The organism is Streptomyces sp. NPDC050164 (genome assembly GCF_044459945.1).
GTDB lineage: Bacteria > Actinomycetota > Actinomycetes > Streptomycetales > Streptomycetaceae > Streptomyces > Streptomyces coeruleorubidus_A.
The window spans coordinates 214997-227662 of the sequence record NZ_JBITJK010000008.1; the positions used below are offsets into that span (position 1 = coordinate 214997).

11 protein-coding genes are annotated in these 12666 nt (G+C 68.9%); 8 read left to right on the forward strand and 3 right to left on the reverse strand.

Annotated features, from left to right (window positions below; all coding sequences use genetic code 11):
* The first annotated feature begins 6 nt into the window (after positions 1-6).
* From ACIBNA_RS15325 to ACIBNA_RS15340, 4 genes are all read left to right on the forward strand, one after another.
* Positions 7-501, forward strand: coding sequence for a MarR family winged helix-turn-helix transcriptional regulator (locus tag ACIBNA_RS15325; RefSeq protein WP_399165705.1), 495 nt, complete (start codon positions 7-9; stop codon positions 499-501).
* Between the two features lie 166 nt (positions 502-667).
* Entirely contained in the window at positions 668-1288 is a 621-nt protein-coding gene (locus ACIBNA_RS15330) for a DsbA family protein (RefSeq protein ID WP_399165693.1), read from the forward strand.
* A 47-nt stretch (positions 1289-1335) separates the two neighbouring features.
* The gene (locus ACIBNA_RS15335; RefSeq protein ID WP_399165694.1) at positions 1336-2142 is read left to right on the forward strand and encodes an MBL fold metallo-hydrolase; all 807 of its coding nucleotides are present in this window, start codon (positions 1336-1338) and stop codon (positions 2140-2142) included.
* A 5-nt stretch (positions 2143-2147) separates the two neighbouring features.
* Complete coding sequence (locus ACIBNA_RS15340) at positions 2148-2567, forward strand: nuclear transport factor 2 family protein (RefSeq protein ID WP_399165695.1); 420 nt, start codon at positions 2148-2150, stop codon at positions 2565-2567.
* Between the two features lie 240 nt (positions 2568-2807).
* Here the strand turns inward: ACIBNA_RS15340 and ACIBNA_RS15345 are convergent, their stop codons facing one another.
* Together ACIBNA_RS15345 and ACIBNA_RS15350 are read right to left on the reverse strand one after the other, a co-directional pair.
* Entirely contained in the window at positions 2808-4307 is a 1500-nt protein-coding gene (locus tag ACIBNA_RS15345; protein WP_399165696.1) for an alginate lyase family protein, read from the reverse strand.
* Positions 4308-4539: 232 nt separating this feature from the next.
* Positions 4540-7515, reverse strand: a complete 2976-nt coding sequence (locus ACIBNA_RS15350; protein WP_399165697.1) for a GH59 galactosidase — start codon at positions 7513-7515, stop codon at positions 4540-4542.
* A 599-nt stretch (positions 7516-8114) separates the two neighbouring features.
* On the opposite strand from ACIBNA_RS15350, the gene ACIBNA_RS15355 reads away from it, so the two are divergent.
* The 4 genes from ACIBNA_RS15355 (at position 8115) to ACIBNA_RS15370 (ending at position 11151) form a co-directional block, all read left to right on the forward strand.
* Positions 8115-8435, forward strand: coding sequence for a glycoside hydrolase family 97 C-terminal domain-containing protein (locus tag ACIBNA_RS15355; RefSeq protein ID WP_399165698.1), 321 nt, complete (start codon positions 8115-8117; stop codon positions 8433-8435).
* Positions 8436-8976: 541 nt separating this feature from the next.
* Positions 8977-9459: a hypothetical protein gene (locus ACIBNA_RS15360; protein ID WP_399165699.1), complete on the forward strand. Its 483-nt coding sequence runs from the start codon at positions 8977-8979 to the stop codon at positions 9457-9459.
* Positions 9456-10190: a hypothetical protein gene (locus ACIBNA_RS15365; RefSeq protein ID WP_399165700.1), complete on the forward strand. Its 735-nt coding sequence runs from the start codon at positions 9456-9458 to the stop codon at positions 10188-10190. Before ACIBNA_RS15360 ends, ACIBNA_RS15365 begins: the two co-directional genes overlap by 4 nt.
* Positions 10191-10311: 121 nt before the next feature.
* Positions 10312-11151 carry a transporter substrate-binding domain-containing protein gene (locus tag ACIBNA_RS15370; protein WP_399165701.1) on the forward strand — a complete coding sequence of 280 codons (840 nt, stop codon included), beginning with the start codon at positions 10312-10314 and terminating at the stop codon, positions 11149-11151.
* Between the two features lie 474 nt (positions 11152-11625).
* On the opposite strand, the gene ACIBNA_RS15375 is transcribed toward ACIBNA_RS15370, so the two are convergent.
* Positions 11626-12411, reverse strand: coding sequence for a sulfite exporter TauE/SafE family protein (locus ACIBNA_RS15375; RefSeq protein ID WP_399165702.1), 786 nt, complete (start codon positions 12409-12411; stop codon positions 11626-11628).
* Between the last annotated feature and the right edge of the window lie 255 nt (positions 12412-12666).

Here is a 12666-nt window from a genome sequence, read left to right on the forward strand (position 1 = left end):
GGGAACATGGAAGAGCCGACGGAGATCTCGTCGCCGAAGGAGGCCGCGAACAATGCGCTGGTGCTGGCGTTCGGGCGGTTGCAGGGGGCGGCGAACCGGCTGGAGTACATCCTCGGGCGGTCTCTGGAGCTGGAGTGCGGCATCAGCCATCTGATGTTCGAGGTGCTGCTCATCCTCGGGCGGGCGGGCGATCCCGGGCTGTCGATGCGGGCCATCGCCCAGGAGCAGGTGCTGACCACGGGCGGGGCGACGCGTCTGGTGGACCGGATGGAGGCGGCCGGACTGGTGGAGCGCGCCGAGGATCCCGGTGACAGGCGCGGGCGGCTGGTACGGCTGACCCGGTTGGGGGAGGAGACCACTGTGCGGGCGTCCCGGGTGCACGTGGAGAACATCCGGCGTTACTTCCTGGCGCCGCTGCCGCCCGAGGACCGGGAGCGGTTCGCCGAGGACCTGCGGATCCTGAGCCACTCCGCCCGGGACGAGCTGCCCCGCCTGCCCTGAACGGCCCCTCCGGGCCGCGGCCGTGCGGCTTCAGTGATGCGCTGACAGCGGGTTTGCCGGTGTGGCTGCCGTCACACTGACGAGGGAATGTCTGACTAGTCAGTTACTGTTTTCTCAGACGAACTGCTCGTGTTCGGCGGGCGCCACACCTTTGCTGGGATCTTCGATGAAGCTCGTCTACGTCTTCGACGCCTACTGCGGCTGGTCGCACGGGTTCTCCGGAACTCTGCGCGAGACCGTCTTCCGTCATCCCGAGCTGCCGTTCGAGGTGGTCTCCGGCGGCCTGTTCACCGGGCCACGCCGGGTGCCGATCCGCGAGTTCGGCTACGTCCAGGGCGCCAACGCCCAGATCGCCGAGCTGACCGGCGCCGAGTTCGGCGAGGGCTACGAGCGGCTGATCGCCGATGGATCGTTCGTGATGGACTCCGAGGCCGCCGCGCGCGGCGTCGTCGCCCTGCGCCGGGCGGCCCCCGACCGCGCGGCGGAACTGGCCGGCGCCCTCCAGCGGGCCTTCTACGTCGACGGCCTCAGCCTCTCCGACCCCGCGACCTACAGGAAGGTCGCCGAGGAGGCCGGTCTGGATGCCGACGCCGTCGTCGCCGCCTTCGACGCGCCCGAGGCGCACAGCGCGGCGGCGGACGACTTCCACCGCTGTGCCGAGCTGGGGGGCACCGGCTTCCCCACCCTGCTCGCCGTCGACGGCGACCGAGTCGCCGCCCTGGCCCATGGCCACGCCACCGCCGACGAGATCGACCGGCGACTGGCCGCCCTGACCACCGCGTCCTGACCGCTGCTCCCACCCACTGAATTTCCATCCCCTCCAGGAGGTTCCGCATGAGCACCCTCTCCTTCAAGGTCCTCGACCTCGACTTCCCGGCCGGCAGCAAGAACAAGACCGCCACGCTCGTCACCGGTGAGCAGGAGGCGCTGCTGGTCGACGCCGGCTTCACCCGCGCCGACGGCCACCGCCTCGCCGCCGAGATCCTCGACTCCGGCAAGAAGCTGACCACCGTCTTCGTCAGCCACGGCGACCCCGACTTCTACTTCGGCGCCGAGGTCCTCGCCGACGCCTTCCCCGACGCCGTCTTCGTCGCCACCCCGATCGTCATCGAGCACATCAAGCACTCCTACGAGGGCAAGCTCAAGGCGTGGGCGGCCCTCGGCCCGAACCTGCCCACCCGCCTGGTCGACCTCACCCCGCTGACCGGCGACCTCACCCTGGAAGGCCACCGCTTCGAGCTCAAGGGCGGCCCGGCCGGCCTGCCCGACCGCCACTACCTGTGGCAGGCCGAGCACCGCGCCATCCTCGGAGGCGTCCTGCTCTTCCAGCAGGAGCACGTCTGGGTCGCCGACACTCCCACCCCCGAGCACCGCTCCGTCTGGATCGAGCTGCTGGACGAGATGGCCTCCCTTCAGCCGGAGCTGGTCGTCCCCGGCCACCGCCTGCCCGGCACGGCGGCCGACGCCTCGGCCATCACCGCCACCCGCGACTACCTCGTCGCCTTCGAGGAGGAGCTCGGCAAGGCGGCCGACGGCGCCGCGCTGACCGCGGCGCTCGTCAAGCGTTACCCCGACAACGGCATGCTGATCGCCGCCCAGCTCGGGGCGAAGGTCGCCAAGGGCGAGATGAAGTGGGGCTGAGTGTCATGACGTACGAGCACACCGACTTCGCGACCTCCACGGCCCCGGCCGACGTGGTCCGCCGCCAGTACCTGGCCTCCGCGGCCGGCGACCTGGAGGCCCTGCGCGCCACCCTCGCCCCGGACGTGGAGTGGAAGGAGATGGCGGGCTTCCCTCTCGCCGGCACCTACCGCACCCCCGACGGGGTCACCTCCCACGTCATGGAGCAGCTGGGCAAGGAGTGGGACGGCTGGACCGCGCACGACGACACCTATGTCGTCGAAGGGGAGAACGTCGTCGTCCTCGCCCGCTACACCGCGACCAACAAGGCCACCGGCAAGCCGATCGACGTGTGCGTCGCCCACCACTTCGTGGTCCGCGGCGGCCTGATCGTCCGCTTCGAGCAGTTCGTCGACACCGCCAAGGTTCGCGACGCCATGACGTAGTCGGGGCAGCACCTCACAGGCGAACTCACACAAGCGACGAGACGATCCTGGTGGCGGGTGCTACGGGAAAGACGGGCCGAGCCACCGAAACGCTAATGGTGCGCCAGCGGCACGCACTCCGCCCACCGGTCTGGGCAGCAAGAACCCCCAGGTCTCTGACCTGGGGGTGGAGCGGGTGACGAGAATCGAACTCGCGCTCCTGCGCAGATGCCTTCCTTCTGGGAGAGTTGGCGCCGCGGATCAAGCGTCGGATCCGGGCGTGTTCGCTCCGCGCCCGCGACGGCGGAGCAGGAGCAGACCCCCGAGGAGGGCCGAGGCCCCGGCGGCGGACCAGGCAAGGACGCCGTCCGCCCCGGTGGCGGCCAGATCGTGGGGGGCGCCGCCCTGCGGGCGCGTCCCGCCGCCTGCCGCGCTGCCCGAGGCGTCGTCCGCCGTCTTGGTTTCGCGTGCGGCGCCCAGCGCGGACGCGCCGACGTCCTCCGGGTCCCGGGTGTAGGTCAGCGTGCCGTAGCCGAGGTGGTCGTAGCTCCAGCCGGCCCCACCGCGGAGCCCGCCGCCGCCCTCGGGCGTGAGCTTGTCCTTGTAGGCCGTGATGTTCGGTACGTCCAGCCCGCGGCGCACCGCGTAGTGATTGTGGATCAGGGCCCAGATGGGACGGGTGCTGCCCCGGCCCTGCTCGCTGATCTCCGGTTCGGTGTGCAGGGCTCCGAGCTGGCCCGCCACGCGCCGGCCCATGCGGCGTGAGTACGAGGTGTAGGGAACGTCCTTGCCGAGGTTGTAGCGGGCGACGTACTCACAGCCCTTCATGAACCGGTTGTCGTCGTACCCGTACAGATCCTCGCCCAGGTTCCAGGCCATCTCGCAGAGCGCGCCCATCCAGCCGACACCGGCCATGGTGTGCTCCTGGTCCCGGCCGCTCTCCTCCCACTGTCCGAGGACGACGCCGTCCGCCTCCTCGTGCAGGACGGGGATGGCCCGTTTGACACAGCCGTTGCCGTCGCCGTTCTTGAAGTACTCCACCGCCCGGTCGATCTTGGCCTGGTCCTCGGTGAGCCCGCCGATGGCGATGATGGACGCCAGGGTGCACAGTTCCCAGTTGGCCCGGTAGTTGCTGGGGACGGCGTCGTTGTGGTTGACCAGGAAGGAGTCGTTCATCGGGTAGAAGATGTCGACCAGCATGGACTGGAACCGGCCGAGGTCGAATCCGTCGTAGTCGCGCATGATCTCGCCGGCGTTGGCCAGCTGATATCCCTGGATGCCCGCCAGCAGGTACCGGTCGGCGTTCCCGCCGAGCTCCTTGAGGGTGGCCGACCAGGCGTTGAGGATGTCCCGCGCCTTGTCCCCGTGCCCGGCGTCCCCGGTGATCTTCCAGCGCAGGGCGTTCTGGTAGGCCGCGGCGGCGTCCCGGAACAGCAGGTGGAAGTTCGCTCCCTCGCCACCGCGGATGACGGTCGCGACGGGCCGTGGCTGGTAGTCGGTCGCCGAGTCCCGGCTGCTCAGCAGCCGCTTCCAGCCGTCCGTCCAGGGCTGCGCACCCGCCTTGACCTTCTCGGCCATCCGGTCGAAGTCGGCCTGCGTGTGCAGCAGCGCCGGGTGGGCGAACCCGCCCTTCGGGGCCGTCGGCACGGCTGACGCGGTCCCCGTGGCCGCCCCGATCGCACCGGCGCCGGCACCGGCCGCGCCGGCGAGCTTCAGCATCCCGCGACGGCTGAGCGAACGGTCTGTGGTGGCCTGCTCCATCGAACTGTCTCCTGGTTCTTCTCCGGTCCTGTACCAAGGAGACGCGCGCCGCACCGGTGCATAACAAAAACTGTCCGGCGGCCCGGTGGGCGAGCGGTGTCGTAGGTGCGGGCGCGTTCGCCGAGCCCTGCGGACGGCGACTCGCCCCCGCACAAGGGGCCGTATCGGAGGAATCCGATACGGCCCCTTGATCATTTACGGCGAACGCGCGGGGCCCGCAGGCCCCGGGCACCTACTGGGCGGCGGTGCCGTCCTTGCGCACCAGCCGGTCGTGAGCCTCTTCGAGCCGGTCCGTGATCTGCTCGACGCCGATGGCGTCAAGGCCCTTCTGCCGTCCCGACACGGCAGCCTTCGCCGCCGACGACGCGGAGGCGAACAAGGCCCAGGAGTCGGTCGTGTAGTCCGCCCGCTCCGGACGTCCGATCCTCTCCAGGGCGTCCCGGATCGGTGTCGTGTCCACAGTGCGGTCCACGTCCCCGGAGATGGCGTTGAACGCGTCGAGAACGATCTTTCCGGACTTGAGGACGAACCTCGCCGTGTGCGCGCCGTCGGGCAGACCGCGGAGCGCGTACGTCGCGAGGCGCTTGTCGGTCGCGGCCGTCTTCGCGTCCCGTGCGATCAACTTTCCGTCGACGTAGACGTCGAGGACGGCGGTGCCGTCGTTGCCGCCGATGATGTCGATGCCCGTGCCGGTGAACGGGACGGTGAACGACGAGCCGGCGGTCGTGCCGGTCGACGTCGACCGGTACCAGTCCATCGCGTCGCCGAAGGAGGCTTTCCGGCTCCACGTGCCGGCGTAGGTGACCGAGCTGTCCATGTTGTCGAGCTGCGCGCGGGCGTAGGGCGTGTACCCGTCGATCTTCTCGACCTTTAGGTTGTCGAACGCCGTCTTGTGGAAGTCGGATCCGAGCTTGACGCGTCCTTCGGTCTGCGGAGTCGGGTCCTGGTACGTGGAGACGGCCTTGCCGTCGATGTAGGTCGTGATCGTCGCGCCCTTCGCCTCGATGGCGAGGCGGTAGCCGTCGGAGGCCGCGACCGTTCCCGACTTGACGGCCGTGCCGTATTCGTAGAACGTCCAGGCGCCGGTCGGTGCGATGCGCACGTTGTAGGCGGCGTCGCTGATCGCCATGCCCTTCTGCTGACGGACGCCCAGTGAGGCGAGTCCGCCGGCCGGGTCAGGGAACGAGACGTCGACCGTGGCCCGGTAGTTCTCCCAGCGGAAGTCGCCGACCGTCGTGTTCGGGGTGTGGCGGTTCCAGGCGCCGGTGTCCTTCATGGACTGGTCCATGTACTGGTACAGGACGTTGTCGCCGCTCGCGTCCGCACCGACCTCCCAGGCGCCGGTCTGGTCGACCATGTAGCGAGGCTGATTGCCGCGCGACCTCAGGTAGGGCTGGGACGTCTTGTGCGCGCCGTTGCCGGTGCCGACCTGGACCCTGCCCTCCTCCTCGTACCCGAAGTCGTCGGCGTACAGGACGTTGTCGCGGGTGTTGTGCTTCTTGCCGGTCGCGTCGGTGTCCAGCACCGTGCGGTCCCGGGACTCGGGCAGGCGTTGCTTCGTCGCCTTGTCGTGGCTCTTGTCGAGCGTCGTCAGGGTCACGATCGACCTCGGCTTGACCGTGTGGGTGTAGTACCCATCGCTGCCGGGCCGGATCTCGTCGACGAGGTGCTTGAAGTTCGCGTCGTAGGGCCGGCCCGCGTCCGGTGCACGGGTTTCCCAGATCTCCATGGTCGGGTCGGAACCGAGTCGCATGTTCTCGGCTTTGATCCGGTAGGTCTTGGGCTGGTCGCTGTCGTTGACGACGATCGTGGAGAAGTCCTTCTTACGGGGGTCCGCGAGCGTCATGTAACTCGGGGCCCCGTTCGAGCCGTCGACGTTCTCGGTGCCGCTCACCCCGCTGTAACTGGCCTCCGGCACGGTGCGCCAGATGCCCGCCGTGTTCGTGTCGTTCTCCCAGCCGGTCTTCGCGAACTGGGTGAAGTGCTGCATCACATAGAAGGCCGCGTCGTAGTGGAGGTGGCCCGACCACGGGTCACGCGCGCTGACGAGTTCCTTGTGGCTGTACTGCGCGCCTTCGTAGAAGGAGCCGATGGCCGGCTGGAAGACGTAGTGCGTCCGCTTCGAGTTGGCGTAGCCCTTGACGGAGCGGTTCGCGAGATCGAGGGCGCTCTGGACGCCGCCGATACCGGTGCTCGTTCCGTTCGGGCCCTCGGTGTTGTTGACGCGGTAGTCGGTGTAGCCGAAGGAGCCGACTCCCTCGCTGTACCAGACTTCCTTGTCCTCGTTGTACTTGTTCTCACCGGTCGCCAGCCTGGTGTACGGCAGATGGGTGTCGCTGCCGACGGGCCCGTCGCGCCGGTCATCGGTGTTGTAGTGGTAGCCGACCGCGTCGACCATGCCGAAGAGTTCCGCGTCGCTGAGCATCGACGGCCCGAAATTGTGGGTGGTGTTCTCGTCGGCGGCGATGATCTTTATGCCGCGGTAGGCCTTCTCGGCCTGCTCCCGCTTTTTCGCCGGGATGCCGTAGCGAGGGTCGGCGAAGTCCGTGTCGGCCACAATCGCCTTCTTGTACCACTTGATGAAGGCCTCGTCCGGATCATGCGTCTCGTTCGTGTCCGGGTTCACGTAGTCGACCATGTACCCGTATTTCTCGTACGCGTCGAGAATCGTCTCCTTGTACCACTTGTACATCTCGTCGGAGCCGGTGCCCTTGTTCCATTCGTTCTGGACCCATCGGGGCATGACCCAGCGGAGAATCGAGACCTTGAGCTTCGGGTTGACCGTCTTGGCGTCCGCTGCCAGTTGGAAGCCCGGGGAGCGCGACGCGTCGGCGAGTTCGTCCGCGGTGCGCATGGTCGCCGGGTCGGAACCGGTCGACGTGTTCGTGTCCGAACCCATCTCGACCTTGACATGGTTGATCAGGGGGTTCTTCCCGCCGAACAGCACGCGGATGAGCTCCCAGTACCGGCCGGGTTGCTCCGCCTTGTAGTCCATCAGCAGGTTGCTCGTGCTGTTGCAGCTGAGCACGCCGAGGCCCTTGTAGGTCAAACCGTTCACGTTGTCGGCGCGAACGTCGTCCCCGTTGACCACGACCTCCACGGGATCGTCCGCGGTGTGGGCGGCGGGGGCGGTGATCACTCCGGCCGCGAGTGCCATGGTGGTTGCCGCGGCAAGCGACATCCAGCCGAGTCTTCGCTGTGGGCCCATTCCGCTTCGACTCCTTGTTCTCGTAGGGCGTACCGACGCCAGACGTTCGAGATTCCGAAAGGTGTCCGCGATTCCGGAAGGACCGTAGATGGTAAGCGATTTCTACGTCAATCCCTGTGTACGTCATGCCAATTGAGGTCCCCCGGGCGCCCTCACCGGCTGGAAAACGCATGGACGCCGAGGCGGCCGTCGCGGGACACTGCCGCGCTCGTGGGGAGTGGGACGGAAACACCTGAATCGCGCAAGGGACACAAGGTCCAGCCGGGCAGAGGTTCGGCACTCCTCGCACTTCGTCACTACGGACGGGAGTCGGCCCGGCCGCGGATTCAGCCTGTCCGCGTTCGCGGCGGTGCGGGATGATCAGGCCGCTGCTCCGGTGGTATCCGCTGGCGGCTCACGGTCTCTGGACAATAGAGAACCCCCGAGTCCATGACCTGGGGATTCCTGCTGGAGGGGTGACGAGAAGCCGGCTTGGCCCACTGGGATGTCCAGTACGGAGCGCCGTCGCGCGTGCACACGTCTCCTGCTCGGCTCCATCTGACGGCGGCGATGCACTCGAAGTTGGCTTGTGGCGCCCGTGCCCGTCAGCTGGACGACCTGTGCTCCCCACCACCTGGGACGAGAGCACCACGGTCGCGGCCTCCCTCGGCGAGTGCGTCGCCGTGGCCCGCCGCAGCGGCACCACATGGTTCCTCGGCGCGATGAACGACGAGGTGGCGCGCACGGTCACGATCCCGCTGGACTTCCTCGGCAGCGGCACGTCCTGCACGGCCACGATCTACGCCGAAGGCACGGCGGGCAGCGCCCCGGCCGCGACCCCCACGGTCGTCAGCACCCGGACGGTCACCTCCGGCACCACCCTCAGTGTGGCCATGACGAGCGCGGGCGGACAGGCGGTGATCCTCACCCCGACGAGCTGACTGCCGTGGCGCGCGGGTGTTCCGCTGTGCGGATGCCGTCTGCCGGCGTCGTGGCATGCCGTCCACGATCGGCCGGATCGGCGATCCAGGCAGCCGACGGACCGCCGAAGTGACGGCGCTCGGGCGGGCCGCATGACTCCGACGACGTGCACAGATGTCTTGCGCTTGGGGTGGTCGTGCGGGTCGGCTCGCACGATTGCGGATGTGTACGTGCGTCTGCCTCCTGCTGTCATCCGATGTCGACTCCGCAGGCGCGGGCGAGCCCGTCGAGACCGTCCGCCCAGCCCTCGCCGAGGGCGCGCAGCTTCCATATGGGTCGGCGACGACCCACGGCCCGGATGTCCAGGTCTGCGAAAGGCTGGAGATCCAGGCGGCCCCGGTCACGCAGTCCATGTACAGGGCGGCGTGGGTGAGGAAGACGTAGGTCAGGCCCGTGTCGAGTTTCCAGGTGTGGTGTGGGCGGGGCTTGGGTAACTCCCTTTCCCCATAGGTCCGTTGCGGACCGACGCTGTCATGCCCAACAGTGGCGGAGGACGCTCACATGCCCGATCTCATGGCCCTGGCGGCTCAGATAGCCCCTTATCTCACGCTCGCCGCCGCATCTATGGGGCAGACCTTCCTCACCTCCGTGCAGACCCGGATCGCCGACAGCGCGGTGGACCGGGGGCGGTTCTTCCTGGAGCGTGCGCTGAAGAAGGGGGAGACGGAGCAGACTGGGGCGACACAGGAGACGGGCGTGTCGGCCCGTGAGGTCCAGGACCTCGTCGAGAAGCTGAGCGCGGTTGACCGGGCGGCCCTGGAGGCGGCGCTGGGGCAGTGGCTCGCCGACTCCGAGAGCCGCGACCACGCAGGCCGTCCGACCGCGGCGGCCCTGGAGCGGCACATCCGCAAGCAGGCCGCGCTGGTCCAGTCGGGGCCGATCATCTTCAGCGTGCAGGCCACCGGGCCGGGCGCCCAGGCGTTCGGGCAGGTCGTGGGAGACGTACACGGGGGGTACCGGCCCGACGCCGGGGACGGGAGATGACGGCGCCTTCACCCGGCGGGCAGAGCCAGTACAGTGCGCGCAGCGAGGGCTCGAACGCGCTCAGCATCGGCCAGGTCGTGGGGAACCTGATCCTGAAGTTCTTCACCGGCGTGGGGAACGTGGAGAAGTGGAGCGTATGGAACTGGGTTCCCTGCGGGTTCGCCCTGGCGCTGTGCGCCGTCTCGGTGCTGCTCATGCCGGAAGGGCCCTGGGCCCAGTTCCTGTGGGCGGCCGTGTGTCTGGTGCTTCCCCTGGCCGCCACGTTCTGGCGGGCCATATGGGGACGTGAGCGCGCCATATGGTTGCGGGCCCTGGTGTCATGGGGCTCCGTCGCGCTCGCGGTCATCGGCCTGGCCCAGATGGTGTATCTCCGCGCGCACGGTGAGGTCGACGTCACGGGCAGCACCCGGATCAAACCCCGGTCCTCGGTCGGCGACGGCGCGGCCCTGCTGATCACCGTGGACAGCGGGACGGTCCGTCGCCACCTGCGCCTGACCCTCGGCGTCGCGGAAGGCTCCGTCGGCACCCAGTCCTGCGCACCGGACACCACCTTCGACCTCGCGCTCGCCGGACAGCAACCCGAGGATGAGAACCGCTCGCTCACCTCTGGCACGACCGCCGACATCGCCCTTGGCGGGCAGTCGACCGACGTACGCGTCGTCGTGACCGTGCACACCCTGGCCGGCTGCCTGATGGACATCTCCGTGGACAACGCCGTCCTCCACGACTGACGCGACGCCTCCAGTGATGGCGAAAGACGACATGCGAACGAGACGGGCGAATGAGGGGGACAGGACGATGACCACCCGGCCTACAGACGGGAAGGCACGACGAACGCGAGCGCGGTGGGCCATGGCCCTGGGCGCGGCCGGTCTCCTGACCGTCTCCGCCTGTTCCGATTCCGAGCCCAGCTTCCTCGGCAAGGCTCGCATCACCATCGCACACAAGAATGACCAGCCGGGCACCTCCTACAAGCCTGACTACAACTACTCCGGCTTCGACTACCTCCTCGGTCGCCGCATCGTCGACGAGTTGGGGATCAAGGCGAGCCGCCCCGCCGACGTGCCGTCCGACGAGCGGGTCATCGCCATCACCGAGGGCGACGCCGACCTGGTGATCGCGACGTTCTCGATCACCGACGAACGCATGAAGCTGATCGACTTCGTCGGCCCCTACGCCATCACCTATCAAGGCTTCATGGTGGCCAAGGACGGCGACGACATCCACACCGTCGAGGACCTGCACGGGCGCCGCGTGTGCACGTGGAAGGGCACCACCTCCGCCGAGGTCCTGGCCGGCCAGGCCTACGAGGACATCGAGACGTACGTGCGCGATGATGCCTCCGACTGTATCGACGACATCCGGAAGGGACGGGCGGACGCGGTCTCCACGGACCAGCTGATCCTCTACGGCTTCGCCGGCCAGTACGCCGCTGAGGGGCTGCGGGTCCTGCCCGGCGAGACCATTGGCCCTCCCCAGTACTACGGCATCGGCATGCCCAAGAACCACCGGGCCGACTGCGGGAGACTGCGCGAGATCGTGAAGAGGTACGTCGGCAGCAGCGACTGGCTCGCGGACCTCAAGGAGTCGCTGAGCCTGATCCCGGCGAACGAGAAGAACTGGCAGACGCAGTACCGCCCCAGCGACGCGGCCATCGACGCCAGGTCGTGCCGGGACCGGACGAGCCCGTGAACCCACGACATCGCCCAGCTCTTCCAGCGCTTCGCCGCCTGTGCGGTGGACGAACTCCCCTCGACATACGACGAACTGCCCGCCGGACGGGCCGACTCCGCCACCGCCGCGGTACGGGCCGGCTCAGAGCGGCGTGGCGTGGCGGCCCGCCAGCACGTGGTGATCGGAGCGGCGCGGCACCTGAACTTTGCCAGGATTGCCGTTCCGTCCGCCGGCATGATCGCGGCAGGTGAGCGATCACAGCGGTGGCGGGTAACCGTACGCGACCTCACCCGTCACCGCGTCGCGGTCACGCGTCCCAGGTCATCGGGAGGCCCTTCACCCCGTAGATGTCCGCGGTCTCCGGGCGCAGGGGAACGTCTTCGGCGGGTACGGCCAGGCGCAGCGTGGGGAAGCGGTTGAGCAGCGCGGAGTCCTTGATGCTGGCAGGGCGCCTCGTACACCCCCTTGCCCGGAACTGATCCGGGACCGGGGTCAGTGCAGGGTCTGGACGGCGTACAGGGCGCCGAGGGCTGCGGCGAGGGTGCCGAGCAGGAGCCGTAGGGCTCGTTCGGGCAGGCGGGGTTGGAGGCGCGCGCCGAGGTAGCCGCCGATCAGTCCGCCGGTGCCGCAGGCGAGCCCGAGCCACCAGTCGGGGGCGACGTCTCCTGAGCTGACGAGCGACAGCAGCGCGTAGGAGGCGGCGCCGACGAGGGACGTGGCGAACGTGGCGGCGAGGGCGGCCGGGGCGACGCGTGTGACGGGCATGCCGCGCCCGGCGAGGATCGGGCCGAGGAGGGAGCCGCCGCCGATGCCGTAGATGCCGCCGACAACGCCGACCGCCACGGCGAGGCTCGTCAGCGTGCGGGGGGTCGACTGCTTTGCGGGCGGCTGCCGGTGGCGTGCCGGGGTGAGGGTGCGCAGGCACAGCCATAGGCCGAGTGGCAGCAGCAGGGCGGCGATCAGGAGCCGGAATGCGCTCGGGCCGGGGAGGGCGAAGACGCGGATGGCGGCGCCGATGACGACGCCGGGCAGTGTGCCCAGCACTATGCGCCGTGCAAGGTCGCCGCGCAGGGCGCCGTCACGGCGGTAGCGCCACAGGGCGCCGGGTCCGGCGACGACGTTGTACAGCAAGTTGGTCGGGGTGATCGCGGGGTTGGCCACGCCGAAGAGGCTCAGCTGGACCGGGAGGAGGAACACCGCGCCGGACACGCCGACCGGGGCGGTGACGGTCGCGATCATCAGGCCGGCGGCCAGTCCTCCCGCCAATGTCCAGTCCACCGTTGCCCCCGCTTGTCGATTGCCCGGTCAGTATCAGGGCCTCGGACGTTGGTGAGGGCGGCCTGCAACGAGATGTTCATGATGATCTGCGGTACCCGTCCGTCTCGGTGACCGCCGGGAGGTACGCGGGGGCGGACGGAGGACGACTGGGCCTGGGGGGGCCTCTATGTCCTTCGTCAAGCCTGGGTTGGTCATGCGATGGCTGCTTCGGGGAGGCGGGGTTCGTAGAAGGTGCCGTCGCGGAGCATTGCGAAC